25 protein-coding genes are annotated in these 24274 nt (G+C 67.8%); 10 read left to right on the top strand and 15 right to left on the bottom strand.

Features of this window, described 5'->3' with window-relative positions; all coding sequences use genetic code 11:
• Positions 1-19: 19 nt before the first annotated feature.
• The 6 genes from trmD to AAFN88_RS04505 form a co-directional block, all read right to left on the bottom strand.
• Positions 20-772 (bottom strand): tRNA (guanosine(37)-N1)-methyltransferase TrmD, encoded by a 753-nt coding sequence (trmD, locus tag AAFN88_RS04530; RefSeq protein WP_347518537.1) that lies wholly within the window; start codon positions 770-772, stop codon positions 20-22.
• A gap of 156 nt (positions 773-928) precedes the next feature.
• Positions 929-1522 (bottom strand): ribosome maturation factor RimM, encoded by a 594-nt coding sequence (gene rimM / locus AAFN88_RS04525; protein WP_347518535.1) that lies wholly within the window; start codon positions 1520-1522, stop codon positions 929-931.
• A gap of 36 nt (positions 1523-1558) precedes the next feature.
• The gene (rpsP, locus tag AAFN88_RS04520) at positions 1559-2023 is read right to left on the bottom strand and encodes a 30S ribosomal protein S16 (RefSeq protein WP_347518533.1); all 465 of its coding nucleotides are present in this window, start codon (positions 2021-2023) and stop codon (positions 1559-1561) included.
• A gap of 59 nt (positions 2024-2082) precedes the next feature.
• Positions 2083-3450, bottom strand: a complete 1368-nt coding sequence (gene ffh, locus AAFN88_RS04515) for a signal recognition particle protein (RefSeq protein ID WP_347518532.1) — start codon at positions 3448-3450, stop codon at positions 2083-2085.
• Positions 3451-3847: 397 nt separating this feature from the next.
• Positions 3848-4054: a cold-shock protein gene (locus tag AAFN88_RS04510; protein ID WP_193367037.1), complete on the bottom strand. Its 207-nt coding sequence runs from the start codon at positions 4052-4054 to the stop codon at positions 3848-3850.
• A gap of 410 nt (positions 4055-4464) precedes the next feature.
• Positions 4465-5337, bottom strand: coding sequence for a hypothetical protein (locus AAFN88_RS04505; RefSeq protein WP_347518531.1), 873 nt, complete (start codon positions 5335-5337; stop codon positions 4465-4467).
• 179 nt (positions 5338-5516) lie between these two features.
• On the opposite strand from AAFN88_RS04505, the gene dapF reads away from it, so the two are divergent.
• From dapF to ftsY, 3 genes are read left to right on the top strand one after another with little or no spacing between them, the layout of a single operon-like run.
• Positions 5517-6350, top strand: a complete 834-nt coding sequence (dapF, locus tag AAFN88_RS04500; RefSeq protein ID WP_347518530.1) for a diaminopimelate epimerase — start codon at positions 5517-5519, stop codon at positions 6348-6350.
• Entirely contained in the window at positions 6347-7642 is a 1296-nt protein-coding gene (gene mtaB / locus AAFN88_RS04495) for a tRNA (N(6)-L-threonylcarbamoyladenosine(37)-C(2))-methylthiotransferase MtaB (RefSeq protein ID WP_347518528.1), read from the top strand. Before dapF ends, mtaB begins: the two co-directional genes overlap by 4 nt.
• Positions 7639-8589 carry a signal recognition particle-docking protein FtsY gene (gene ftsY / locus AAFN88_RS04490; RefSeq protein WP_347518527.1) on the top strand — a complete coding sequence of 317 codons (951 nt, stop codon included), beginning with the start codon at positions 7639-7641 and terminating at the stop codon, positions 8587-8589. Before mtaB ends, ftsY begins: the two co-directional genes overlap by 4 nt.
• A gap of 182 nt (positions 8590-8771) precedes the next feature.
• Here the strand turns inward: ftsY and AAFN88_RS04485 are convergent, their stop codons facing one another.
• A complete protein-coding gene (locus AAFN88_RS04485) occupies positions 8772-9731 on the bottom strand; it encodes a glutathione S-transferase C-terminal domain-containing protein (protein ID WP_347518526.1) in 960 nt (319 codons plus the stop codon).
• Positions 9732-9873: 142 nt separating this feature from the next.
• Positions 9874-10308, bottom strand: a complete 435-nt coding sequence (locus AAFN88_RS04480; RefSeq protein WP_347518525.1) for a DoxX family protein — start codon at positions 10306-10308, stop codon at positions 9874-9876.
• 156 nt (positions 10309-10464) lie between these two features.
• Here AAFN88_RS04480 and AAFN88_RS04475 point away from each other — a divergent pair, with 156 nt between their 5' ends.
• Positions 10465-11391 carry a LysR family transcriptional regulator gene (locus tag AAFN88_RS04475; protein WP_347518524.1) on the top strand — a complete coding sequence of 309 codons (927 nt, stop codon included), beginning with the start codon at positions 10465-10467 and terminating at the stop codon, positions 11389-11391.
• Positions 11392-11454: 63 nt separating this feature from the next.
• On the top strand, positions 11455-12369 hold the full coding sequence (locus AAFN88_RS04470; protein WP_347518523.1) for an ion transporter: 915 nt from the start codon (positions 11455-11457) through the stop codon (positions 12367-12369).
• Here AAFN88_RS04470 and AAFN88_RS04465 read toward each other — a convergent pair.
• From AAFN88_RS04465 to AAFN88_RS04455, 3 genes are read right to left on the bottom strand one after another with little or no spacing between them, the layout of a single operon-like run.
• On the bottom strand, positions 12297-12737 hold the full coding sequence (locus AAFN88_RS04465; protein ID WP_347518522.1) for a Rap1a/Tai family immunity protein: 441 nt from the start codon (positions 12735-12737) through the stop codon (positions 12297-12299). The two genes, AAFN88_RS04470 and AAFN88_RS04465, sit on opposite strands and share 73 nt — an antisense overlap.
• A gap of 43 nt (positions 12738-12780) precedes the next feature.
• Positions 12781-13392 (bottom strand): NUDIX hydrolase, encoded by a 612-nt coding sequence (locus AAFN88_RS04460; protein ID WP_347518520.1) that lies wholly within the window; start codon positions 13390-13392, stop codon positions 12781-12783.
• A gap of 48 nt (positions 13393-13440) precedes the next feature.
• The gene (locus AAFN88_RS04455; protein ID WP_347518518.1) at positions 13441-13704 is read right to left on the bottom strand and encodes a hypothetical protein; all 264 of its coding nucleotides are present in this window, start codon (positions 13702-13704) and stop codon (positions 13441-13443) included.
• 526 nt (positions 13705-14230) lie between these two features.
• Between AAFN88_RS04455 and AAFN88_RS04450 the strand changes: the two genes are divergently transcribed.
• Together AAFN88_RS04450 and AAFN88_RS04445 are read left to right on the top strand one after the other, a co-directional pair.
• Positions 14231-15400: a DUF2336 domain-containing protein gene (locus tag AAFN88_RS04450; protein WP_347518516.1), complete on the top strand. Its 1170-nt coding sequence runs from the start codon at positions 14231-14233 to the stop codon at positions 15398-15400.
• A 9-nt stretch (positions 15401-15409) separates the two neighbouring features.
• Positions 15410-16987, top strand: a complete 1578-nt coding sequence (locus AAFN88_RS04445) for a PAS domain-containing sensor histidine kinase (RefSeq protein WP_347518515.1) — start codon at positions 15410-15412, stop codon at positions 16985-16987.
• A 72-nt stretch (positions 16988-17059) separates the two neighbouring features.
• Here the strand turns inward: AAFN88_RS04445 and AAFN88_RS04440 are convergent, their stop codons facing one another.
• Genes AAFN88_RS04440 through AAFN88_RS04425 form a run of 4 tightly spaced genes read right to left on the bottom strand, consistent with a single transcriptional unit; the run spans position 17060 to position 21390 of the window.
• Positions 17060-17476 (bottom strand): response regulator, encoded by a 417-nt coding sequence (locus AAFN88_RS04440; RefSeq protein WP_347518514.1) that lies wholly within the window; start codon positions 17474-17476, stop codon positions 17060-17062.
• Complete coding sequence (locus tag AAFN88_RS04435) at positions 17473-19788, bottom strand: PAS domain S-box protein (RefSeq protein WP_347518512.1); 2316 nt, start codon at positions 19786-19788, stop codon at positions 17473-17475. Before AAFN88_RS04435 ends, AAFN88_RS04440 begins: the two co-directional genes overlap by 4 nt.
• Before the next feature lie 18 nt (positions 19789-19806).
• The gene (locus tag AAFN88_RS04430) at positions 19807-20253 is read right to left on the bottom strand and encodes a response regulator (RefSeq protein ID WP_347518511.1); all 447 of its coding nucleotides are present in this window, start codon (positions 20251-20253) and stop codon (positions 19807-19809) included.
• Between the two features lie 3 nt (positions 20254-20256).
• A complete protein-coding gene (locus tag AAFN88_RS04425; RefSeq protein WP_347518509.1) occupies positions 20257-21390 on the bottom strand; it encodes a PAS domain S-box protein in 1134 nt (377 codons plus the stop codon).
• A gap of 389 nt (positions 21391-21779) precedes the next feature.
• Between AAFN88_RS04425 and AAFN88_RS04420 the strand changes: the two genes are divergently transcribed.
• From AAFN88_RS04420 to AAFN88_RS04410, 3 genes are all read left to right on the top strand, one after another.
• A complete protein-coding gene (locus AAFN88_RS04420) occupies positions 21780-22565 on the top strand; it encodes an AzlC family ABC transporter permease (RefSeq protein ID WP_347518507.1) in 786 nt (261 codons plus the stop codon).
• A gap of 10 nt (positions 22566-22575) precedes the next feature.
• Positions 22576-22914 carry an AzlD domain-containing protein gene (locus AAFN88_RS04415; protein ID WP_347518505.1) on the top strand — a complete coding sequence of 113 codons (339 nt, stop codon included), beginning with the start codon at positions 22576-22578 and terminating at the stop codon, positions 22912-22914.
• A 118-nt stretch (positions 22915-23032) separates the two neighbouring features.
• Positions 23033-24256, top strand: coding sequence for a cupin domain-containing protein (locus AAFN88_RS04410; RefSeq protein WP_347518503.1), 1224 nt, complete (start codon positions 23033-23035; stop codon positions 24254-24256).
• The last annotated feature ends 18 nt before the right edge of the window (positions 24257-24274 follow it).

Below are 24274 nucleotides of genomic sequence, written 5' to 3'. Positions count from 1 at the left end.
CCTTACTGTCGCCGGCGCGTCAGCCCCGGCCCTTCGTGTAGCGCGCCCAGAGATCCGGGCGGCGCAGTTTCGTAATCTCCTCCGCCCGGGCCCGGCGCCACTGGCGGACTTTCTCGTGATGCCCGGAGGTCAAGACCTCGGGCACCTTGCGGCCCTGCCACTCGGCGGGCCGCGTGTAGAGGGGATACTCCAGCAGCCCCTCGAAACCTTCCGCCCCGAACGACTCCTCGTCCGGGCTGGTCACGTTCCCCATGACGCCCGGCAGCAGACGGACGACCGCGTCCATCAACACCAGGGCCGCCGGTTCGCCGCCGGACAGGATGTAGTCGCCGACGGAAACCTCCAGGACGTCGCGGGCCTCCAGGACCCGTTGATCGACCCCCTCGTAGCGGCCGCAGAGCAAGGTGACACCCGGCCCCGCCGCCAAATCCCGCACCAGGTCCTGCGTCAGCAGGCGCCCCCGGGGCGAGAGGTAGATGACCGGCGCCTTCCCGACCGTCGCCCGGTCATCCGAACTGTCTTCCGGCGCCCACTTCTGCGCGGCGGCGGCCAGGGCCGTATCCACCACGTCGGGGCGCATCACCATGCCGGCGCCGCCCCCAAAGGGGGCATCGTCGACGCTGCGGTGTTTATCGCGCGCGAAATCCCGGATGTCCAGGACGTCGAGCGACCAGATCCCGCCCTCCAGGGCCTTGCCCGCGAGGCTCTGCCCCAGGGGCCCCGGAAACATCTCCGGGAAGATCGTCAGGACCACCGAGCGCCATGCAGCCATGGGACCTCGCAACCACTCTTCCGGCCCGACAAAACTCCCCGGCGGGCGCACACAACCGCCGAAGCGGCGCTTTATGACCTCCGGGACCGGTTTTGTCCAGCCTTTCCAAGGTCCGGCGCGGCACTTTCCGAGCCCCGGAACTTAACCCCGGAGAAGTTAAGTTTCAGGCTCTTCCTCCGCTCCCGGCCGCGCGCCTTCCGGCGGCACCTCGATCTCCGCCGGCGGCAGCGCCACCAGGCGCCCGCCGGCGATATCCACCTCCGGCACCACGGCCCGGGTGAAGGCCAGCAGCAGGGTCTTCCCGCCGCCCTTGCCGTCTCCCTTGCGCACGACCTCCAGGAAGTCGCCGGCGCCGTAGTTCTCCACCGCCGCCACCTTGCCCAGTTCCCGGCCTTCCGGGTCCTCGACGCTGAGGCCGATCAGGTCGGCGTGGTAGAAGGTCTCCTCCTCCGCCAGCGCCGGCAGGGCCGAGCGTTCGACGTAGAGCTCGGTGCCGTGCAGGGCCTGGGCCGCGTCGCGGTCGCCGACCCCCTCGACCTTCGCCAGCACCACGTCCCGCTTGCCGGGGGCCGGACCGGTCACCTGCAGCGTCCAGCGGCGCCTGCCGGCCTTGTCGCTGACCGGGCCGTAGGCCGCCACGTCCTCGGGGGCTTCGGTGAAGGTCTTGACCTTCACCAGGCCGCGCACGCCGTGCGCGCCGACCATGACCCCCAAGCAGACGAGATCGGGGCCTGCGCGGTCCTCAGCCATCGGCCCGGGCCTCTCCCCGAACGGGCACGCCGGCCGCTACTCGGCCTTGGCTTCCTCTTCGGCCGCAGCCTCTTCCGCAGGGGCCTCTTCCGCAGGGGCCTCTTCCGCAGGGGCTTCCTCGGCGGGCGCCGCGGCCTCGGCCGCCGCTGCTTCCTCGGCCGCCTTCTTGGCCTCTTCGGCCTCGGCCGCGCGCTCCTGCGCCTTCTGGCCCGGCAGGTGCTTCTTGGTCTGCTTCGGGATGTGGCGCGCCGGACCCAGGTCGACGGCGGCCAGGAAGCGGGTCACACGGTCGCTCGGCGTGGCGCCGACCGACAGCCAATGCTTGGCGCGCTCGGTGTTCAGCACCACGCGCTCCGGATGGTCCTTGGCCAGCATCGGGTTGTAGGAGCCGATGCGCTCGATGAAGCGGCCGTCGCGCGGGCTGCGCGAGTCGGCGACGACGATGCGGTAGTAGGGGCGCTTCTTGGCGCCGCCGCGGGACAAACGGATCTTCAGGGACATTCTGTTACTCGCTTTCTGATCGGATGGTCTTCTGTGTCTCGTGAGGTTTCTCTATGGCATCAACCGAAGGGATTTCCGCCGCCCAGCAGGCCGCCAAGCCCGCCGCGCATCATGCCCTTCTTGCCCATCTTCTGGACCCGCTTCATCACGCGGGTCGCGTCCTTGTGCTGCTTCAGCAGCTTGTTCACTTCCTGCACCGTGGTGCCCGAGCCGGCGGCGATGCGCTGCTTGCGCGAGGCCTTGATGATCTCCGGCTTCTGGCGTTCCTTGGGTGTCATGGAGGACAGCACCGCCAACTGGCGCTTGACCATGCCGTCGTCGACCTTGGCGTTCTTGATCTGCTGCATCTGCGCCGAGTTCATGCCCGGCAGCATGCCCATCATGCTGGAGAGGCCGCCCATCTTCTGCATCTGCTGAAGCTGCTTGGCGAAGTCGTCCAGGTCGAAGGTGCCCTTCTGCAGCTTCTTGGCCAGCTTCTCGGCCTCTTCGGCCTCGATGGTCTCGGCCGCCTTCTCGACCAGGGAGACCACGTCGCCCATGCCGAGGATGCGCGAGGCCACGCGGTCCGGGTGGAAGCCCTCCAGGGCGTCGAGCTTCTCGCCGACGCCGATCAGCTTGATGGGGCAGCCGGTGACCGCGCGCATGGACAAGGCCGCGCCGCCGCGCGCATCGCCGTCGACGCGGGTCAGCACGATGCCGGTGAGGTCGACCCGCTCCTTGAAGGCGCTGGCCACGGTGACCGCGTCCTGGCCGGTCATGGCGTCGGCGACCAGCAGGCTCTCGTGCGGCTTGGCGGCGTCGCGCACCGCCGCCACCTCGGCCATCAGCTCCTCGTCGATGGCCAGGCGCCCGGCAGTGTCGAGCATGACCACGTCGTAGCCTTCCAGGGCGCCGGTCTGCATGGCGCGCTTGGCGATGGCCACCGGCGGCTCGCCGGGGACGATGGGCAGGGTGGCGACGAAGGCCTGCTCGCCCAGGACCTTCAACTGCTCCTGCGCAGCCGGGCGGCGCACATCGAGGGAGGCCATGAGGACCTTCTTCTTCTCGCGCTCCTGCAGGCGCTTGGCGATCTTGGCGCAGCTGGTGGTCTTGCCGGAGCCCTGCAGGCCGACCAGCATGATGCCGACCGGCGCCGTGGCGCGCAGGTCGATGCCGACGCTCTCGCTGCCCAGGGTCTCGATCAGGTGGTCGTGGACGATCTTGACGACCATCTGGCCCGGGGTGACGGAGCGCAGGACCTCCTGGCCGACCGCCTTCTCGCGCACACCCTCGACGAAGTCCTTCACCACCGGCAGGGCGACGTCGGCCTCCAAGAGGGCCACGCGCACCTCGCGCAGGGCGGCCGTGACGTCCGCCTCGCTGAGCGCGCCGCGGCGCGTCAGCTTGTCGAAAACGCCTGAAAGCCGTTCTTGAAGGCTATCGAACATCGGGTGTCAGTCAGTCCTGAATTACATCAAATCGCCAACGCACTTCGCGCCAGTGCGCGAAACTCGCGGACTGGCGGGGCCGCCCCAAGCGGATGGGGCTTTGAGCCGGTCAAGTCACCTTGGCCTGAATGGCGCGGAACTTAAGGGGCCGGGAGCCCAAGGTCAAGCCCGGGAATCCGGCCAAAACCCGGATCCCGAGACGAAAACGGCCGCCCTTACCTGGCCCCCGGACGAATGACGGGCGGCGAAAGCCCCGGAAACGAAAGCGGCCGCCCTTGCCTGGCTCCCCAGACAAAAGATAAGGCGGCGGACCGCCGCCAAACGAAAACGGCCGCCCTTACCTGGGCGGCCGGATCGAAAAGCTTTTCGGTCTTTTCAGGACTGTCGGCTTTGGAGCTTAGTCAGCGGCCTGAATGTTCACCGCCTTGGGGCCGCGCGGGTCGGCCTGGACTTCGAAGCTCACCTTCTGGCCTTCGACCAGCGGGCCCATGCCCGAACGCTCGACGGCGGAGATGTGGACGAAAACGTCCTTGGAGCCGTCCTCGGGCGCGATGAAACCAAAGCCCTTGGTGGTGTTAAAAAATTTCACGGTTCCCGTGATCATGGTCTGGGTCTTCCTTCGAACTTCAACGTAGTGCGTCCCGGAACATTGCCGCCCGGGCCGGGTGAAGACACAAAAATGTCGGGGAAGACTCAGGGACGGACGTTCATCGATGTAGGCCAAGAGCCTGGAGCGATGTACCGAGCCTGCGGCTTCTGACCTTCCGTGTCCGTCACCGCGTTAACACCTAGAGTGAGACGCGACGGAAATCAACATGAATCACGCTATTTTTATCCGCTAATCCAAGCGGATAAAGCCACTTTTTTGCCCCATGGCGAAGCAGAAGCCCCGGATTCCCCCACGAATCGCGTCCGTAGAGCATCGCACACCGGGAACAACCTTTCCGCTAGAACACCCTGCCGAGCGCGCGAAGAGGCCGGGACGACGCCGCCCCGGCCCCTGCCCGCTGCATGCTATTGCGTGTTCTGCTGCCCGTTCCGGGGCGCCGCCCGGCGCTCGGCCAGGGCCAGGCGCAGGTCGCGGACCATAGCCTCAACTTCGCCGGTCAGGTTCTCCACCGCGCGGACTTCGGCCTCGCCGCGGGCCTGCGCCTGCACCGCCGAGCTGTTGCCGGAGGTGGTGAGGCGGTAGCTGGGCTGGGCCGAGGTCGCCGAGGCGGTGCCGTAGGTATAGCCATTGCGCACGTCGACCAGCACCGCCTGGGCGGCCCCCTCGGCTTTCACGTCCTCGGTGGGCAGGAAGAAGCCGATCAGGGCGACCTTGGTGATGGCGAGCACGTTGTCGGTGCCCTCGGAGCTGCCGAAGGTTTCGTAGATCAGCACCGCGTCGACGTGCTGGCGCGCCGCGCCCAGGCGGATGCGGCGGACCGTCTCCGCGAGGCCGCTGCGGTAGGTCCGGCCCCCATCCCGCTGGTCGACCGCCCGCTCGGCCGGCGTGGCCAGGGCGCTGATCAGCGGCGAAATCGGCACGAACTCGCCGTAGCCGCTGCCCAGGCGCTCGGCAAGACCGCGCCAGGCCGCCGCTTCTGCCGCCGGCACCGGCACCAGCCCGCCCCGGTCGATGCGCGCCAGGCCCAGGCGGGCCGGGAAGCGCAGTTGCGGCTCGACATTGGCCGCCGCGGCGATCTCGGCGTCGACGGACCCGGCGGGCCCTGCGTAGGCGCCCGCAGGCGCCGCCTCGGGGCCGGAAGCCGCCGCCGGGGTGCCGTAGCCGTCCAGATAGCGCGTGCCGGAGGTGGTCTGGATCTGGTTGGCGCAGCCGGCGAGCAGGGCGACGAGGCCGGCCGTCACGGCCCCCCTTGCTGCCAGCGAAATCAAACGTTTCATAGTCATCTACTCCCCCTTGGATCGGCGCGCGGCCCCCTGCCCGCGCGCGATACGTCATCGTGACGCCACAAACGCGCGGTAAGAGGGCGGGAGCGTGGCGGTTTTGGGGCAGAACGCGCAGGACAGCCCAGCGCCGGTCTCCCTGGACTTATCGGCCCCCGCGGCCATATAACCCCGCTATGAGCAGCCGCCCCTTCATCAAGATGCACGGGCTGGGCAACGACTTCGTGGTCGTGGACGCCCGGACCGAGCCCTTCGCGCTGACGGACGCCCTGGCCAAGGCCATCGCCGACCGCCGCGAGGGCGTGGGCTGCGACCAGCTGCTGATCCTGGAGCCGCCGGCGAACGGCAGCGCCGACGTCTTCCTGCGCATCCGCAACCACGACGGCGGCGAAGTCGGGGCCTGCGGCAACGGCACGCGCTGCGTCGCCGCCCTGGTCATGGGCGAGCTGGGGCGCGAGGCGATCACCATCGAGACCAACGCGGGCCTGCTGCGGGCCAAGGCCGCCGGACCCGGACTCGTGACCGTGGACATGGGCGAGGCGCGGCTCGGCTGGCAGGACATCCCGCTCGCGGAAGAGCGCGACACCCTGCATCTCGGCATCGACAACGGCCCCCTGGCCGACCCGGTGGGCGTCAGCATGGGCAACCCCCACGCGGTCTTCTTCGTCGAGGGCGTGGAGAAGCTGCCGCTGGCGGAACTGGGCCCGGCCCTGGAGCACCATCCCCTCTTCCCCGAGCGCGCCAACATCGGCGCCGCCGAAGTCATCGGCGAGGACAAGCTGCGCCTGCGCGTCTGGGAGCGTGGCGTCGGCGAGACCCGCGCCTGCGGCACCGGCGCCTGCGCCGCCGCCGTGGCCGCCGCGCGCCGCGGCCTGACCGGCCGCAAGGTGGAAGTCGTGCTGACCGGCGGGCCGCTGACCATCGAGTGGCTGGAGAACGGCCACGTGGAGATGACCGGCCCGGTCGCGACCTCCTTCCACGGCGTGCTGAACGGGGAGTTCCTGGCGTGACGTCTCCCCAGAACAACGGACCGCGCATCCTCACCTTCGGCTGCCGCCTCAACGCCTATGAGTCGGAGGTCATGCGCGGCCACGCCGAGGCGGCGGGGCTAGAAGACGCGATCATCGTCAATACCTGCGCCGTCACCGGCGAGGCCGAGCGCCAGGCGCGCCAGGCGATCCGCAAGGCACGGCGCGAGAACCCCGAGGCGCGCATCATCGTCACCGGCTGCGCCGCGCAGATCGACCCCGCGGGCTTCGCCGCCATGACCGAGGTCGACCGCGTTCTCGGCAACGAGGAAAAGCTGAAGGCAGAGTCCTTTCTCGATGAAGACGCGCCGCGCGTTTCGGTGAACGACATCATGGCCGTCACCGAGACGGCGCCGCAGCTCATCGACGGTTTCGCCGAGCGCACCCGCGCCTTCGTGCAGGTGCAGCAGGGCTGCGATCACCGCTGCACCTTCTGCATCATCCCCTACGGCCGCGGCAACAGCCGCTCGGTGCCGCTGGGCGAGGTGGTGCGCCAGGTGCGCAATCTCGTCGACCAGGGCACCGCCGAAGTGGTGCTCACCGGCGTCGACGTCACTTCTTATGGCGGCGACCTGCCGGGCCAGCCGAAGCTGGGCCAGATGGTCCGCCGCCTGCTGGCCCAGGTGCCGGACTTGCAGCGCTTGCGCCTCTCCTCCATCGACGCCATCGAACTGGACCCGGACCTGAAGCGCCTGGTCGCCGAGGAGCCGCGCCTCATGCCGCACCTGCACCTCTCGCTGCAGGCCGGCGACGACATGATCCTGAAGCGCATGAAGCGCCGCCATTCGCGCGCCGAGGCCGTGGCGCTTTGCGAAGAGCTGCGGGCGCTGCGCCCCGACGTCGTCTTCGGCGCCGACCTCATCGCCGGCTTCCCGACCGAGACCGAGGCGATGTTCGAGAACTCCCTGAAACTGGTCGAGGACTGCGGGCTCACCTACCTGCACGTCTTCCCCTATTCGGCGCGCAAGGGCACCCCGGCGGCGAAGATGCCGCAGCTGCCCATGGCGGTGCGCAAGGAACGCGCGGGGCGGCTGCGCAGCGCCGGCGACGCGGCCCTGGACCGCTTCCTCGAGTCACAGGTCGGGCGGACGGCCTCCGTCCTCATCGAAAAGCAGGAGACCGACGGACGCTTCCTCGGCCGCAGCGAGACCTTCGCGCCGGTGCTGCTCGACAGCGCCGAGATCGGCGCCGTCGTCGAGGTGACCGTCACCGGGCGCGAGGGCGACAACCTGCTTGCGGCACCCCTGCAACACAAGCTATCCCCCGCAGCGTGAGCGATACGACCCAAGAGAAAAAAGGCGGCTGGTTCCAGCGCCTGAAGACGGGCCTGACCCGCTCGTCCTCCAAGCTGGGCGACGGCATCTCCGGCATCTTCACCAAGCGCAAGCTGGACGACCAGGCGCTGGAGGAACTGGAAGAGCTGCTGATCACCGCCGACCTGGGCGTGACCACGGCGGCGAAGCTAACCGCCGACCTGGCCAAGACCCGCTTCGACAAGCAGGTCGACCCGCAGGAGGTGCGCGAGGCCCTGGCCGCCGACATCGCCGGTATCCTGGAGCCGGTGGCCCGGCCCCTGGCGCTCGACCCGGCGAAGAAGCCCAACGTGGTGCTGGTGGTCGGCGTCAACGGCTCCGGCAAGACCACGACCATCGGCAAGCTGGCGACCCACTACCGCCGCGAAGGATTGTCCGTGCGTCTCGCCGCCGGCGACACCTTCCGCGCCGCCGCCATCGAGCAGTTGAAGATCTGGGGCGAGCGCAGCGGCTGCGCCGTGGTCGCCGGCAAGCAGGGCGCCGATGCGGCGGGCCTCGCCTTCGAGGCGGTGGAGCAGGCCAAGGCCGCCGGCGACGACCTGCTGCTGATCGACACTGCCGGGCGCCTGCACAACAGGGCCGAGCTCATGGCCGAGCTGCAGAAGGTCGCCCGCGTCATCAAGAAGGTCGAGCCCGAGGCGCCGCACCACGTGGTGCTGGTGCTCGACGCCACCACCGGCCAGAACGCGCTGACCCAGGTCGGCACCTTCAAGGAGTTGGTCGAGGTCACCGGCCTGGTCGTCACCAAGCTGGACGGCTCGGCGCGCGGCGGCGTGCTGGTCGCCCTGGCCGAGAAGTTCGGCCTGCCGGTCCACGTGATCGGCGTCGGCGAAGGCGCCGAGGACTTCCGCCCCTTCACCGCCCGCGACTTCGCCCGCGCCCTGGTCGGCCTGGATCAGAACAAGTAGCTGCTCGAACGAGCGATTGACCTCGTGCTTCGAGACGCGCGCTGCCGCGCGTTACTCCCCCGTCGTCACCCTCGGGCTTGACCCGAGGGTCCAGGGCCATCCGCGCAGACGCCGCCCTGGATGCTCGGGTCAAGCCCGAGCATGACGAAATGAGGGAAGGCGCACGATCCCGCGAAGGCTGCTTAGGCCGCCGCCTCAAACGGCGTTCTCGGACCCGGCGGGATCAGCGCGGGGTTGGTGACGCCCAGGTCGTCGTAGTAGTGGCGCTTCACGTGGTTCAGCTTCACCGTCGCGGCGACACCGGGCCCGGCGTAGAGGCGCTGCGTATGCGCCGCCAGCTTCGGGTAGTCCGACAGGCGTTTCAGGTTCACCTTCAAGGCGCCGGCATAGACCGCGTCAAGGCGCACCAGCGTCGGGAACAGCAGCCAATCCGCCTCGGTGGCCCAGTTGCCCAGCAGGTAGGGCCGGTCGTCGCCGAGCAGGCCTTCCAGATGGTCGAGGGCGGCGAAGAACTCCGCGACCGCGGCATCGAAGGACTCCTGGTCGGCGGCGAAGCCCGCCTTGTAGACGCCGCCGTTCACCTTGCGGCGGATGAAGCCGCCCAGGGCGTCGATGTCGTCGCGCAGGCGCGCCGGGTAAAACGTCAGGTCGCTATCGCGCAGGCCGGCGAAACCAAGGTCCAGCATGCGCATGATGTCGGCGGATTCGGTGCTGACGATGGTCTTGGTCTCGCTGTCCCAGAGCACCGGCACCGTCACCTTGCCGGTGAAATCCGGCGCCGCCTTCACGTAAAGCTGCCACAGCGCGTCGAGGCCGTTCGCGCCGTCTTCCGTCACTTCGGGAAAGCAGGGATCGGGTGTGAAGGTCCAGCCGCCGGGGCCGCTCCAGCGCGGATGCGCCACCCACATGGGGAGAACCTCCTCCAGGCCCAGCAATGCGCGGTAGAGGATGGCGCGATGGGCGAAGGGGCAGGCGTAGGAAACGTAGAGGTGATAGCGCCCGGCCCTGGCGGGAAAGGCCGCGGCCGGATCGGCGTTGACCCAGCGGAGGAAGAGACCCTCGGGCTGGGCCGCGCGGGCGGCGTCATAGGCGGCGCGGTCTTCGACGGGCGAATGCCAGACGCCGTTGATCAGGGCTTTCATGTTCTTGTTCCTTCCGAAAAAGAAGGGCCGCGCGCCGCCGATGCTTTGGGGGAAAGCAGGGGGACCGGCAGCACGCGGCCCCGTTTGGTCCGCTTGAGGTGTTCCCGCGTGTGACGGGCAAGGCCTGCCTTGGAAGGGCGCTTCAGGCCGACGCCTTCTGGGCCGCCCGCTGCGACGCGGTCAGCGGCAGATTCACCGCATGGGCGCCGGCGCCCAGCAGGGCCTGCACGCCGAGGGCGACGATGAGAAAGACCGGGTACTCCCAGCCGCCGCCCTCGTTGGAGAAGACCCAGCCGTTGCCGGAATGGAACCAGACGGCGCCGATCAGCACCGGCAGAACGCCCAGGGCGACGAGGCGCACCTGGATGCCGAGGATGAGGGCGATGCCGCCGACGACCTCCGCCAGGATGGTCAGGTAGGCGAAGCTGCCGGGCAGGCCGATGGATTCGTAGAAGCCCACGGTGCCGGGAACGGTGAAGACGATGACCTTCAGCACCAGGCTGTGGGCCAGAAACATGAGCCCCAGGGCGACCCGCAGGACGAGGGCGGCGTAAGGGGCGGTTTTGCTATCGATCATGAGATTTCTCCTCTTCGCGCGCGCCTCCGCTGGCGGAAGATCGCGTCGGCTGGTCGTGCGAAGAGAGATATGATTTGCCTTTGCGCACGTCGATAACCAAAATAAACAAACCTTCATTGCATTAATGCAAACAACCAAAACCCGCGGCCGCCGCCCATGACCCCCACGCCCGACATCACCGGCGACCTGCGCACTCTCCTGGCCATCGCCCGCGAGGGGACCCTGGCCGGCGCGGCGCGGCGCCTGCGGGTCAACCACTCCACGGTGTTCCGCCGCCTGGCCGCCATCGAGGGCCGGCTCGGCGCCCGCCTCTTCGAGCGCCAGGGCGGCAGCTACGTCACCACCGCGGCCGGCGAGGATCTGCTGCGCACCGCCGAGCGGGTCGAGGCCGAGGTGGAGGCGCTGGAGCGCCGGCTCAGCGGCCAGGACCTGAGACTGACCGGCAGCCTGCGTCTCACCGCGCCGGACGACCTCGCCGAAGTCATGATCATGCCGGCGCTCGGCGACTTCACCGCGCGCTATCCCGACATCACGGTTGAACTAATCGTCGACAACCGCATGCTGAACCTGACCCGCCGCGAAGCCGATGTCGCGCTGCGCCCCACGCGCCGCCCGCCGGAGACCCTGGCCGGGCGCCGCGTCGCGGGGGTCGCCAGCGCGGTCTACGCCGCCGCCGCACTTGTGCCGCCGGACGCGGAAACGCGAGACCGAGAGCACTGGGCCGGGCAGCGCTGGATCGCCTGGGAGGAAGGCGCCGGCCCGCCGGCCGCGGCGCGCTGGATCGCCGAGAACACCGACCGCCACGACATCGGCTTCCGCTCCAACTCCCTGCTCAACCAGGCCGGCGCGGCGCGCGCCGGGCTCGGCCTGGCGCTGCTGCCTTGCTTCCTCGGCGACGGCAATCCTGCACTGCGGCGGCTCGGCGCGCCGATTCCCGCCCTCGATACCGAGCTCTGGCTGCTGACCCATCCCGACCTGCAGCGCACCGCGCGCATCCGCGTCCTCTTGGACCTGCTCTACGAGTCGCTGCGCCGGCAGCGCGCACTCCTGGAAGGCGAGCGCGCGGGGGCACCGGCTTCTTGAAGCAGGCGCCCCCGCGCCTCATCTAAAGCCGCAGCAGCCAGGACCGGGAAGGGGAGCAACGGCGTGACGGAAAATCCGACGGCGGCGGCGCAGCCGCAACAGGCGGCGCCTTCCCGCCTTCAGGGCTTCATCGAGTCGGTGGCCTTCCAGCGCAGCATCACCATCCTGATCCTGCTCAACGCGGCCATCCTGGGCCTGGAGACGTCACCCCGCGCCATGGCGGCGGCCGGCGGCCTGCTGGTTGCGCTCGACCGCCTCATCATCGCCGTCTTCGCCGCCGAGATCCTGCTGAAGCTCTGGACCTACCGCCGCCGCTTCTTCGCCGACCCCTGGAACCTCTTCGACTTCGCCGTCGTGGCCATCAGCCTGGTGCCCGCCTCCGCCGCCTTCTCGGTGCTGAGGGCGCTGCGCGTGCTGCGGGTGCTGCGCCTGGTCTCCGTCGTGCCTTCGATGCGCAAGGTGGTGCAGGCGCTGCTGGGGGCGATCCCCGGCATGGCCTCCATCGTCGCGCTGCTGGCGCTGCTCTATTACGTCTTCTCGGTGATGGCGACCAAGCTGTTCGGCAGCGCCTTTCCGGAGTGGTTCGGCAGCATCGGCGCCGCGGCCTACTCGCTGTTCCAGATCATGACGCTGGAGAGTTGGTCCATGGGCATCGTGCGCCCGGTCATGGAGGTCTATCCCCTGGCCTGGGCCTTCTTCGTGCCCTTCATCCTCATTACCAGCTTCGCCGTGCTGAACCTCTTCATCGCCATCATCGTCAACGCCATGCAGAGCCAGCATGACGCCGAGAACCAGCAGGCGCTGGCCGAGTTCAGCCGGCAATCGCACGGCGACGCGCAGCGCCTGGAAGACGACCTGAAAGAGCTTCGCGCAGAGCTGCGGACGGTCCGCCGGCTGCTGGAGGATCAGCGCTCCGGCGAGACGCCTTCGCGCAGCCGTTCCTCGAAGGTGGCCTCGGAGTCCGCGCAAGGCCGGTAGATCGACAGGGCATAGGCGACCGCGCCGTCTCCCTTCAGGACGGCCCGCGCCGGATTGACCTCCAGGTGCCGGCGCACCACATCCAGCAATTCCTCCACGGTCTCGTCGCCCTTTAGGCAGGCCTGCAGCCCGTCGATGCGCGCCGAGGCGCCGCCCAGCATATCGGCCACCGCCATGACATAGCCGGCGCAGCGCGCCCGATCCGCGGGCTCGGCCGACTTGCAGTCCTCCAGCAGCTCGGCGCCGCTGCGGTAGCGCGGCTGTTCGTGGGCGAAGAGAGGGTCGGCTGACCGCGCCGGCGCGCTGAGGCCTGCGCACAGCAACAGCCCGAGGACGAAGGGCGCGAACCGGTTTCTGCAGTCTGTCATGGCGCGGTCTCCTTCGGCTTTCCGTTTCCGGCAGCACAGGCCGCTAGGGATGGCTGAACCCGCCATCCTCCCCTGGAGGATTGCCGCGCGGCGCGAAGACCCGCTGGTCCCTTACGGCGCGGTAGTCCTTGAGTGCCCAGTGTACCGAGGGAAAGGCGAGTTGGTCCCAGGGAATGTCCCGCCAGTCGAAAAGGTCCAGCTCCAGCGTCTCCGGCCCCGCCGCCACCTGCGGCGAGGTCAGGCGCGCCCGGAAGATCAGTTGAACCTGCGAGATTCGCGGGATCGAATAGACCGCCAGCAACTGGTCGATCTCCAGGCGGGCCCGCGCCTCCTCCCAGGCTTCGCGGCGCGCGCCCTCTTCCGCCCGCTCGTTCAACTCCATGTAGCCGGCCGGCAGGGTCCAGAACCCCCGCCGCGGCTCGATGGCGCGCCGGCACAGCAATATCCGGCCCTCCCAGGCGGCGACCGAGCCGACGACGATCTTGGGATTCTCGTAGTTGATGAAGCCGCAGTCGGCGCAGACCAGCCGCGGGCGGTCGTCGCCCTCCGGCACCCGTTGCTCGAAACGCGCGCCCGTCGCGCCGCCGGCGGCGGGAGTTGTCGCGAAATCGTCGGAAGCGCCCATGGCGTCATGGTGGCCCAGGGCGGGCGGCACGACAAGAAAGCGCGGGAAAAAAGACGCAGCCCGGACGCGGGGAAGCGGTCAGACCTTGAGGTCGACGAAGCTGCCGCGCGGAATGGTCTTGGCGACCCCCAGGTCAATCCCCGGGTCAATCCCCGGGTCAGTCCCCAGGCTGGCCGCCGGATCGGAGCCGGCTCCCTCGGCTGCCGGCACCGGCCCCGCCGCCACGGGCGCGGCGGCCACGGCTCCGGCCTTCGGCCCCGCAGGAGCGCCCGGCGACTCGACGCCCAGGGCCTTCATCATGGCCAGGGAAAGCGTGGAGAAAGTGGCGGATCCGGTTTGCATGAGCCCAGTATTTTCGCTCGCCGGTTAATGCCGCGTGAATCCCTCGACCGTAAAAATACTCGTTAAAGTGGAAACAATAATCATTCCTTCATTCAACTTAATCACAATTACTAAGCAGAGATTTCCGAAACCTACGGACCTCGGTTTTCCCGCCCGCAATTCGGCGAACCTCCAAATTCGGCCTTAAACTTTTGACAAGAAAAGATTATTTTGACATCGATCGAGATCGCAGGCGGCGCCCGAAATGGCGGCTGCCGCCCAGCCACAGCATTCGCCGAGGCCTAATTCCTTGCAGGACGATGATTACTTTACCGGGTCCAAGGCAAACCCCTAGAAGAAATAAAGATCAAACTTCACATTGTTTTTACCTTAATTTACTATTTCTTGCGGGGGAGCGGTCGTCTTGTCCGAATCGCTAAAGGGGACCCGGGGAAGACAACACGTCGCCGGGCCTGTGGTTGGGGTTCTCATGGTGAGGCTCCGGCACGGATCGGACCGGGCGGCCGGGGAAATCGGGAAGAGCTGAATGAACGATCAGGATCAGGATCTTCATTCTCTGTTACAGCTTGCGCTGGACAAGTCGATTGAGGGTCGCGAACAGCTGACGACGCGCATCGCTCAGTTGTCCCTCGAGCGCGAGCACATGCTGAGCGATCAGGAACGCGACCTGATGTTCGACATCCTCGACAAGCTGATCCACGAATTCGAGGTTCCGATCCGCCAGCGGCTGGCCGAGCGCCTGTCCCGCAACGCGGCGGCCCCCCACGCCCTGATCGTCGCCCTGGCCAACGACGAATTCGCCGTCGCCCAGCCGGTGCTGCTGCGCTCCACCCTGCTGTCGGACGAGGAGCTGATCCGCATCATTCAGCACCGCAGCCGCCAGCATCAGATCGCCATCGCCCGCCGCCGCGACCTCAGCGAGGCCGTGTCCGACGAACTGGTCAACACCCAGGACAGCGACGTGATCACCGCCCTGCTGGAGAATCAAAGCGCGCGCATCTCCAAGGCCACCCTGGCCTATCTGGCAGAGCAGGCCGAGCATATCGACAGCTACCAGGAACCGCTGGTGCGCCGCCAGGACCTGACCGCCGAGTTGGCGGCCCGCCTCTACTGGGTCGTCGCCGCCAGCCTGCGCGGCGAGATCCTGCAGAACTACGACATTCACCCCACCGCCCTGGACGACGCCCTGGAAGGCAGCGTCCTGGACAGCGTGGAGGACTATCGCAACGGCAACGGTCCGAGCGATAACTTGGAGAAGACCGCCGGCGAGCTGGCGCGGTCCATGGCGGCCGAGCGCCCCGTCAACGCCGCGCTGCTGATCAAGACGCTGCGCCAGGGGCAGGTGCCGCTCTTCGAGGCGCTGTTCGAGGAGTGGACCGGGATTGCAATGCCACGGCGCGCCGAGGTGCTCTACGGCCCGGGCGGCGAGGGCCTGGCGATCGCCAGCCTGGCCATGGGGGTTTCGAAGCAGGACTTCGCCACGCTGTTCCTGTTGAGCCGCAGCGCCGGCTCCGGCGGGCAGAAAACCTCGCCCGGCGACCTGGCGCGGGCGACGCGGCTGTTCGACAGAACCAAGCGCGAGGACGCCCAGCACGTGCTGCGCAGTTGGCAGCGCGATCCCGGATTCCAGGCCGCGGTACAGGATCTGGAAATGAACAAGACACGACGTACGGGCATCAAAGAAGGCAGGGGTTAAACGGGGCCGGTGACGACGGATGTAGGCAAACCCAAGATGGTGGCACGCAACGCCGAGTCCGGCGGGGCGCCGAAAGCGGTGTCTCTGCCCAAGGCTCCGGCGATGGAGCCCGCCAGCCACAGCCAGAACCTCGAGGAGCTTCTGGGTATCCTGCAGAACGAACTGCTGGAGGAAGGGCCGCCGACCTGTATCCTGGACGGCGACGGCTCGGTGATCTACGCCAACAGGGGCTACCACAAGATCGCCGAGGCCCTGGCCGCGGCCGACGCGGCGCCGACCCCAACCACACTCGGCCTGCTGCCGCAGGGCGGCGACGCCACGCCTCTCGCCGTCAGCCAGGAACACAAACTGATCATCGACGGCCGCACCGAATACTACCGCGCCAAGCGCCGGCCGATCCGCGGCACCGACGGCGGCCTGCGGGCCACCGCCGTGGTCTATGAGCCGACCACCAAACTGAAGGCCACGGCCACCGCCCTGGTGCAGGCCACCACGCGGCTGGACGACACCACGCGGCTGGTCTCCGACTGGGTGTGGGAAACCGACCGGGACCTGACCCTTACCTTCGTCTCGCCGCGCGTTCACGACGCGCTGGGCTATCACCCGCGGGAAATCATCGGCCGCTCGCTGAACGACCTGCCGCTCGAGCGCACGCCCAAGCTGCTGTCCCTGACCACCAGCGAACGCCACACCCCCTTCCGCGACGTCGAGATCGAGGTCAAGCACCGCAACGGCGAGGCGCTGCTGTTCCGGCTCAACGGCCTGCCGGTCTACTGCCCGGACAGCGGCAACTTCCTCGGCTACCGCGGCACGGCGGAGAACATCACCGCCCTGCGCCAGCGCGAGGACGCGCTGATCAGCGCCAAGGAGAGCGCCGAACTGGCCAACCGCGCCAAGACCGAGTTCCTGGCCAACATGAGCCACGAACTGCGCACCCCGCTGAACGCCGTCATCGGCTTCTCCGAGATCATGGAGAGCGAACTTCTGGGGCCGCTGGGCAGCGCCCAGTACAAGAGCTATGCCGCCGACATCCACGAGAGCGCGCAACACCTGCTGACCCTGATCAACGACATACTCGACGTCGCCAAGATCGAAGCCGGCGCCCACGAATTGCGCGACGAGGAGGTCTGCCCCTACGACATCGTCAGCGCCGTCGAACGCCTGGTCGCCGAACGCGCCAAGCGCGCGGCGCTGAGACTTTCGACGAACCTGCCGGAGGGCCTGCCGCGCCTCAGGGCCGACGAGCGCAAGCTGAAGCAGGTGCTGCTGAACCTCATGTCCAACGCCATCAAGTTCACGCCCGAGCAAGGCCACGTCGACCTGGCCGCGCACCGGGGCGTCGACGGCAGCTTCATCTTCGAGGTGAGCGACACCGGCATCGGCATCGCGGCGGAGGACATTCCCCGCGCCTTCGCCCCCTTCGAGCAGGTCGACAGCCGCCTCAGCCGTCAGTTCGAAGGCACCGGCCTGGGCCTGCCGCTTTCCGACGGCTTCGTGAAGCTGCACGGCGGCAGCCTGAAGCTGGAAAGCCAGCCCGGCGTCGGCACCAAGGCCATCGTCCGCCTGCCCCCCAACCGGGTTATCTGAACGCCGCGTCCTACATTGGAGTCACGGAGACGGCGGATCGCCTTCGGCGAGTCCGGCCCACCCTGATCTGCTCTAGCCGCCGTCCGGCCCGCCGTCCAGGCCGCCACCCAGCCCGCTGCCGAGCCCGGCGAGCAGCCGTCGCAACTCGGCGGCGCGCACGGGCTTGGCGACGACGCCCGCCATATCCAGGGAATGGGCCTCCCCCAAGAGCCGCGCCGCGTCGCGGATGCGCGGATCGAAACCGCTCATCAGCAAGATCCGGGCGCGGCTGCGCTGCTTGGCCAGGAAGCGCAGAAGCTCAATCCCGTCCGTCCCGGGCATCACCAGATCGAGGATCACGACCTGCGGGTCGACTTGCCGGTAGAGCGAACCGAAGTCTTCCGCATCGGTGGTGAAATGCATCGAGTAACCGAGCTCCTCGGCAATATGCCGGACGAAGGCGCCGATAGCCGCCTCGTCGTCACACATGAGCAGTCGCGGTGCGATCATGAACCATCTTCCTCGAACCGGAAAACCTCGCGCAGCTTGCGCGCCAGATCTTTCTTTCTATAGGGCTTGCTGAGCAGAATGCCGGCCAGGGCGGAGCCATGCCCGTTTTCCAGAGCCGCCTCCGCGTAGCCGGAGGTGAAGAGAACTTTCAGACCGGGACGCAACAGCCGTGCCTTCTCGGCCAGCACCGGCCCGGACATACCGCCCGGCATGACGACGTCGGTGAACAGCAGATCGATACCGTCATCGCCGGCCAGAAGCTTCAGCGCCGCCGGACCGTCGCCGGCCTCGACCACCTCGAAACCGAAACTGCGCAGGTTGTCGACTGCCACCTTGCGGACCTGCGCACTGTCCTCGACGACCAGGACCTTGGCGTCGAAGCGCACACTTTCGACATCCGGCGCGCGCGGCGCCGCCGCACCCACTTCCTTCCGGCCGGCGGAGGGCAGATAGAGCCTCACCGTCGTGCCGTGCCCAAGCTCGCTATAGATCTTCACGTGCCCGCCCGACTGCTTGGCATAGCCGTAGATCATGCTGAGGCCCAGCCCGGTTCCCTTCCCCTGCTCTTTGGTGGTGAAGAAGGGTTCGAAGACCTTGTCCAGATTGCTTTCCGCGATGCCGCTGCCGTTGTCGGAGACCGCCAGCATGACGTAGTCTCCGGGCGCGACCTCAACGTTCCGGGCGGCGTAATCGGCGTCCAGCGATTTGTTCGCCGTCTCGATGGTCAAGGTTCCGCCATCAGGCATGGCGTCCCGTGCGTTGATCGCCAGGTTGGCAAAGGCCGATTCGAATTGTGCCGGGTCGGCGTAGGCCGCGCGGAGATCCTCCGCGAACCTCGTTTCGATGGTCAGCCCCTCACCCAGCGTCCGGCGCAACAGCCCTATGGTGTCGCGCAGCCGTAGGTTCACGTCAAAGGCCTTGGGCTCCAACGGCTGGCGGCGCGAGAAGGCAAGAAGCTGGCGCGTCAAGCCGGCGCCCCGCAGGCTGGCGTCGAGCGCCTGCTGTGCCAGTTCCGCCTCCCGCCCCTCTTCGCCGAGGCTCTCGATCAAGAGATCGAGATTGCCGATCGCGACCGTCAGCAGGTTGTTGAAATCGTGCGCCAGCCCACCGGTCAACTGCCCCACCGCCTCGATCCGCTGGGCGTGATGCAACTGGGCCTCCAGCGCCTTCCTCTGGGTAATGTCCTCTTGGATACTGATGAAGTGCGTGATGCGCCCTTCGTCGTTGCGGATTGGCGCGATAGTGGTCGACACCGAAATCAGGCTGCCGTCCTTGCAGCGGTTCTGGAACTCGCCATGCCAGTCCCGACCGGCGCGGATCGTCTGCCAAAGGCGCGCGGCGGCCTCGTCACTCAACTTGCCGGACTTCCATAGCGAGGGACGTTGGCCGATCACTTCCCCCGCGCTGAAGCCCATGCGCTGCAGCAGGCTGGTGTTGGCGTACTCTATGACTCCTTCCGCATCGGTCATGACGATCAGGTTCGCGCTGTGGTCCACCGCATGGGAGAGCTTGCGCAGCGTCTCCTCGCTGCGCTTGCGCTCGCTGATATCGCGGATCACCACCATGAAGGTGGTCTTGCCGTCTTCTTCCAGCCTGCTGACCGCAGCCTCGACGGGAAATTCCTCTCCGTTCTTGCGGCGCGCGGATATCTCGATGTGGTCGCCAACCTTCGGCGGCGGACTGGATTTCCCTTCGGGGTGCTTCGGGCGGCAATGGCGCGCGATCACGTAGGGCGCCGGCAGCAGGAGGTCCAGCGACTTGCCCAGCATCTCCTGAGGGCCGTGGCCGAAGAGCGCCTCGGCCGCGCGGTTGTAGACGGTGATCCGCCACTGCCCGTCCGTCGCGATGATGGCGTCCGGCGCCATCGCGAGAATTTCCTGGAACCGCCTTTCGGCCATGGCCCGCTCGGCGCGGTCGCGTGCCTGCTCGCGGCGGGCCTCAGCCTCGCGAAGCTCCCGCTCGATGGCCGGCACCAGGCGCTTCAGGCGATCCTTGACGATATAGTCCTGCGCACCCGCCCTCATGCCTTCGACCGCCATCTCCTCCGTGAGGGTCCCCGAGACGAAGATGAAAGGTATGTCGAGGCCGCGTTCGCGCAGCATGGCCAAGGCCACCAGGCCGTTGAAAGTGGGCATGGTGTAGTCGCAGAGGATCACCTCCCAGGGCTGGCTGTCCAGGGCCTCGGCGAAAGCCTCCGCAGAGGAAACGCGGCGGCACTGGGGGTCGTACCCGCCGCGCTTGAGTTCCCAGATCTGCAGGTCCGCGTCGTCCGCCGAATCTTCGACGAGAAGCACGCGTATCGGCTTGCCCATTCAGGTATCCTCCGACCGTCAGCCCGGCTGGCGTTGCGGAGTCTCGTTGAGCAGCAGCCAATAGAGCCCGAGTTGACGGGCGGCCGCCAGGAATTCGTCGAAGTTGACCGGCTTGCGCACATAGCTGTTGGCGCCCAGGCTGTAGCCCTCCACGATATCCTGTTCCTCCTTCGACGACGTCAGGATCACCACCGGCAGCAGCCGCGTGCGCTCGTCGGCACGTATTTGCCGCAGGACCTCCAGGCCGCTCACCTTGGGCAGATTGAGGTCCAGCAGAACCACCTGCGGCAAACCGGCGGGGTCGCGGCCCTGGTAGGCCTTCCGGGCGAAGAGATAATCGAGCGCCTCCGATCCGTCGCGCGCCACCACCACTTCGTTGCGGATGTTGTTCTTGGCAAATGCGCGAAGGGCTAAAGCCTCGTCGTCGGGATTGTCTTCCACCAACAGGATGACTTTCGGGGACATCGCTTAACCTCTGCCAAATCTTTGGTCCAAAGTGAAATAGAAGGTCGCACCCTCGCCGACCTCGCTTTCAGCCCAAATGTCGCCGCCATGGCGGCGCAGAATACGCAGCACGGTGGCCAGTCCGATGCCCGTACCGGCGAAGCTCTGGTCGTCATGCAAGCGCTGAAACGGCTGAAACAGCTTCTCGGCATAGGCCATATCGAAGCCGGCGCCGTTGTCGCGGACGAAATAGTGGGTCACGCCGTCATGCACGCCGCAGCCGAACTCGATGCGCGCCGGCGTCTTCCGCGCCGTGAACTTCCAGGCGTTGCCCAGAAGGTTCTCGATGGCGATCCGCAGCAAGCGGACGTCGCCCCTGGCCGCCACAGACCCGTCGATGACGAAATCGGCCAGGCGATCGGGCTCGCGCGCGCTGAGATCCTGCACCACGGCCTGCGCGATGGCGCCGAGATCGACATCCTGCGGATTCATCTCGCTGCGGGTAACGCGCGACAACATGATGAGGTCGTCGATCAGCAGGCCCATGCGCTGGGCCGCCCGGCGCACGCGGTTGAGATAGTCCCGCCCTTCCTCACCCAGTTGCTCGGCGTAGTCTTCCACCAACGCCTGGCTGAAGCCGTCGATGGCGCGCAGCGGCGCGCGCAGGTCATGGGAGACCGAGTAGCTGAAAGCCTCGAGTTCCTGGTTCACCGCGGTCAATTCGTTGTTGTCGCGGACCAGCCGCTGGTTCAGTTCCTCGATCTCGTGATGGATCCGCCGTTGCTCGGTAACGTCGCGCACGGCGGCGATGATCAGCGCGCCTTCTTCCATGTCCACCGGCGACAGACTGATCTCCACCGGAAACTCGCTGCCGTCGGCCCTCTGTCCGAAGAGTTCCTGCCCTTCACCCATGGGGCGCGTGCGCGGCTCCGCCGCAAAAGCCCTGCGGCGGCTGACATGGCCGCTGCGGAAGCGTTCGGGGACCAGGGCCTCGACCGGCTGCCCCACCAAGTCGTCACGGGAATAGCCGAACAGCCGCTCCGTCTGCGCATTGACCAAAACGATGCGTCCCTCGGCATCGGCGATGACCACGGCATCTGGGGCCGCTTCCAGCAGCGCCCGGAAATGGTTCTCGCGCGCGACGCTGCGCGGTTTCACAGTCCACCTTCCCGGCGGCGGGGCGCCCAGGCGGAACGGCTCGCGCGGCGGCGGGCACCGGGATCGGTGGATGCGCCATCAACCTGCGCCGGCACGAAGTGACCTAACGATGTGCCTTGCGCCCTTCGTCCTTCGAACACAAACACCTCAAAAAATACACTCTGCAAACTCTCCGGGCTCTTCTGGCGGAGGGAACAGATTCACCATCGCCGCACATCCCTGCCTGCCGCATCGGACTCACCCCCGGCGCGCAGGCCCGATGCCTCCCGCCAGCCAGGCGGGTATTCTGACCCAGCATCCGAGTCGTTTTCTAGAGAATTTTGTCCGCATAGCGGCATTGCGCGGATAGCTGTGGTCGAAAACCACCGAAATAGTTAGCTTTACCACCGATGAGCGCCCGCGACGATTGGTTCAAAAAGACCGACTCAAATACTCAGCATTCCCAGGCCTTCGGTTCTCCACGCGCGGCCGCGCTGGCCGGAATGCGCGACAGCGTCGGCGTGCCGATGCTGGTGCTGGGCTCCTCCTACCTGGGGTTCGGCTCTCTGGTGGAGGGGGCCGGCCTCAGCGTCTGGCTGGGGATCTTCTCCACCTTCACCGGCTGGGCGCTGCCCGGTCAGATCGTGGTGATCGAGCTCTACAGTCTCGGCAGTTCCCTTCTGGTGGTGGCGGCGGCGGTGGCCATGACCAATGCCCGCCTGCTTCCCATGACCGTCACCCTCATGCCCTATCTGCGCGCGCCGGGCACGCCGCGCTGGCGCTACTATCTCGTCTCCCACTTCGTCGCCGTGACCGCCTGGGCGGCGGCCATGCGACTCTGCCCGCGCCTGCCGGAGAACCAGCGCCTGCCGTACTTCGCCGGCTTCGGCGTCGCCCTCTGGTCCATGTGCCTGGTGACCACCGCCGCCGGCTATTACCTGGCCGGCGGGCTGCCGGGCTTCGTCACCCTGGGCCTGGTGTTCCTCAACCCCATCTACTTCATGCTGGTCTTCGTCGCCGACGCCCGCCACCGCGCGCGTATGCTGGCGCTGGTCCTGGGCGCCCTGCTCGGCCCGCCGCTGCACCTGCTTTCCGCCGACTGGGGCCTGCCCGTCACCGGCGTGGTGGCCGGCAGTCTCGCCTTCGGGGCCGACCTGCTGCTGCCGTCCAAGACGAGAGGCGGCGGCCGTGCCTGAGAACGCAGCTATGAACGCCCCGCTTTGGGCCCTGACCCTGATGATCGTCGGCGCGCTGGCGACCTATTTCTGGCGCGCCTTCGGCGTCGCGCTCTCCGGGCGCATCGACACCGCCAGCCGCCTCTTCGAATGGGTCACCTGCGTCGCCTATGCCCTGCTGGCCGGCCTCATCGCCCGCATGATCCTGCTGCCCAACGGCCCCCTGGCCGAAGCCGCCTCGCCGGACCGCATCGCCGCGGCGGTCGTCGCCCTGGCCATCTTCTTCCTCACCCGCCGCAACATCGGCCTGGGCGTGGCCGCCGGGGCTGGCGCGCTGGTGCTGATGAGCTGGGGCCGCGGCCTCTTCTAGCGCTTCCGCCCGGGCCGCCGGCGCCTGGCGCCCTTGCGCCCGGCCGGGGTGCGCCCTATACCCAAGGGAGCACGTCGCCCCCTTGGAGGCACACAGCGGAGCTAAGCGGCCCAGGCGTATGACCTCTCTTCTCGACAGCTTGCTCGCACCGGTCGGTAGCGAAACCTTCTTCCGGGACTACTTCGGCAAGAAGCACCTGCACGTGAAGGGCACGCCGGAGCGCAGCGCCGCGATCATGACCCTGGCGGGGCTCAACTCGCTCATGTCGATGACCTCCGTCTGGTCGCCGCAGACCCTGAAGCTGGTCATGGACCGCAATCCGGTGCCGGTGCCCGATTACTGCACGCGCACCCTGGCGCTGGGCGGCGACGGCAGCGCGCTGCGCCCCGACCCGGACCTGGTGCAGGACTGGATCGGCAAGGGCGCCTCGGTGGTATTGAACGACATCGACGCCCTGGCGCCGGGTGTGCGCCAGTTCGCCAACGAACTGCAGGAGGCGACCGGCGGCAGGAGCCAGGCCAACGTCTACTTCTCGATGTCGCAGCACCAGGCCTTCGGACCGCACTGCGACGTACACGAGGTCTTCGCCGTGCACTGCAACGGCGAAAAGGTCTGGAACATCTACGAGAACCGCGAAGATACGCCGATCAACCACCCCAGCTTCCAGTTCGGCGACAGCGAAAGGGAGCGCCGCGCCGGCGAAGTGGCGGAGAAAGTGCTGATGCAGCCGGGCGACCTGCTCTACATTCCGCGCGGCCTCTATCACGACGCCCTGGCCTCGGAGAACGGCGCCCTGCACATCGCCTTCGGCGTCACCCTGCCCAAGCCGCTGGACCTGCTGGGCATCATCTGGGAAGCGGCGGTGCTGGACCCGGAGCTGCGCGCCGACCTGCCGCACAAGGCCGACGACGAGGCGCTGGGCAAACTCTTGAAGAAGATCGGCAAGAAGGCCGAGCAGATCCTCGCCGGCAAGGCCGCGCGGCAGGCCGCCGTGAAAGCGGTCGAAGACTGGCCCTACGAATTCAAGAGCTACGACCTGGTGAACCAGGTGAAGATTCCCTGCGCCCCGGCCCTCGCGCGACAGACAAGTCAGGCCGCCGGCGCGGGCGAGAGCTACCGCGTCAGCAAGACCGTGCGCGTGGTGCAGCAGAACGGCCGCCCGGTCCTCACCGACGGCAAGCAGCACGTCGAGGTGCCGGGCGACATCGCCAGCCAGGTCAGCTTCATCATGAGCCGCGACACGGTGAGCGCCGCGGCGCTGAAGTCTCAGTTTCCCGAGATGACCGAGGCCGCCGTCGCCGAGCTGATCCAGAACATGAAGGCCATGCGCGCCATCGGCTAGTATCTCTTCCCCGCCCTC

The organism is Pelagibius sp. CAU 1746 (assembly GCF_039839785.1).
GTDB lineage: Bacteria > Pseudomonadota > Alphaproteobacteria > Kiloniellales > Kiloniellaceae > Pelagibius.
This window is presented reverse-complemented; position numbering and strand designations above follow the sequence as displayed.

Coding starts and splice junctions, on each gene's coding strand:
- AAFN88_RS04415 (WP_347518505.1), top strand. CDS start 22,576: ATGAACGCCCCGCTTTGGGCCCTGACCCTGATGATCGTCGGCGCGCTG.
- dapF (WP_347518530.1), top strand. CDS start 5,517: ATGAGCAGCCGCCCCTTCATCAAGATGCACGGGCTGGGCAACGACTTC.
- AAFN88_RS04440 (WP_347518514.1), bottom strand. CDS start 17,476: ATGATCGCACCGCGACTGCTCATGTGTGACGACGAGGCGGCTATCGGC.
- rpsP (WP_347518533.1), bottom strand. CDS start 2,023: ATGTCCCTGAAGATCCGTTTGTCCCGCGGCGGCGCCAAGAAGCGCCCC.
- AAFN88_RS04455 (WP_347518518.1), bottom strand. CDS start 13,704: ATGCAAACCGGATCCGCCACTTTCTCCACGCTTTCCCTGGCCATGATG.
- AAFN88_RS04430 (WP_347518511.1), bottom strand. CDS start 20,253: ATGTCCCCGAAAGTCATCCTGTTGGTGGAAGACAATCCCGACGACGAG.
- AAFN88_RS04505 (WP_347518531.1), bottom strand. CDS start 5,337: ATGAAACGTTTGATTTCGCTGGCAGCAAGGGGGGCCGTGACGGCCGGC.
- AAFN88_RS04475 (WP_347518524.1), top strand. CDS start 10,465: ATGACCCCCACGCCCGACATCACCGGCGACCTGCGCACTCTCCTGGCC.
- AAFN88_RS04485 (WP_347518526.1), bottom strand. CDS start 9,731: ATGAAAGCCCTGATCAACGGCGTCTGGCATTCGCCCGTCGAAGACCGC.
- rimM (WP_347518535.1), bottom strand. CDS start 1,522: ATGGCTGAGGACCGCGCAGGCCCCGATCTCGTCTGCTTGGGGGTCATG.
- trmD (WP_347518537.1), bottom strand. CDS start 772: ATGGCTGCATGGCGCTCGGTGGTCCTGACGATCTTCCCGGAGATGTTT.
- AAFN88_RS04465 (WP_347518522.1), bottom strand. CDS start 12,737: ATGACAGACTGCAGAAACCGGTTCGCGCCCTTCGTCCTCGGGCTGTTG.
- AAFN88_RS04435 (WP_347518512.1), bottom strand. CDS start 19,788: ATGGGCAAGCCGATACGCGTGCTTCTCGTCGAAGATTCGGCGGACGAC.
- AAFN88_RS04410 (WP_347518503.1), top strand. CDS start 23,033: ATGACCTCTCTTCTCGACAGCTTGCTCGCACCGGTCGGTAGCGAAACC.
- AAFN88_RS04420 (WP_347518507.1), top strand. CDS start 21,780: ATGAGCGCCCGCGACGATTGGTTCAAAAAGACCGACTCAAATACTCAG.
- AAFN88_RS04510 (WP_193367037.1), bottom strand. CDS start 4,054: ATGATCACGGGAACCGTGAAATTTTTTAACACCACCAAGGGCTTTGGT.
- AAFN88_RS04450 (WP_347518516.1), top strand. CDS start 14,231: ATGAACGATCAGGATCAGGATCTTCATTCTCTGTTACAGCTTGCGCTG.
- AAFN88_RS04480 (WP_347518525.1), bottom strand. CDS start 10,308: ATGATCGATAGCAAAACCGCCCCTTACGCCGCCCTCGTCCTGCGGGTC.
- ffh (WP_347518532.1), bottom strand. CDS start 3,450: ATGTTCGATAGCCTTCAAGAACGGCTTTCAGGCGTTTTCGACAAGCTG.